1 protein-coding gene is annotated in these 322 nt (G+C 62.4%); it reads right to left on the bottom strand.

Features of this window, described 5'->3' with window-relative positions:
- Positions 1-268: hypothetical protein (locus KUA57_RS09535; protein WP_218494164.1), on the bottom strand; the 268-nt coding region annotated here is incomplete at its 3' end.
- Positions 269-322: the final 54 nt, after the last annotated feature.

Genomic DNA, 322 nt, shown 5'->3' on the forward strand with positions numbered 1-322 from the left:
TCTCGGTCCAGGTCAGCGAGCCGGGCTGCGGGCAGAGGCGGACCTCGACGTGGTACTTGCCGTCAGGCGACGGCAGGTCGGCGACGATCTTGTTGGGACCGCAGGCCGTCAGCAGGACGGCAGACAAGAGCGCGAGCGGAACGCATTTTTCATCGAAAGTCCTTCTGGCCTTGAACGCGGCCGATCCGTGAAAACCTGGTGATGATACCGAGCAAGGCGGCGAGTCCGCGTGGGCCCGGTGCGCTTGATCGCGGCCATGCCAGCGCATCTGCACACCTGCCGCGTGGGCAGCAGTTACCTTTGGAATTCTTTATTCATATAC

This window comes from Streptococcus vulneris, from assembly GCF_019218685.1.
GTDB classification, from domain to species: domain Bacteria; phylum Bacillota; class Bacilli; order Lactobacillales; family Streptococcaceae; genus Streptococcus; species Streptococcus vulneris.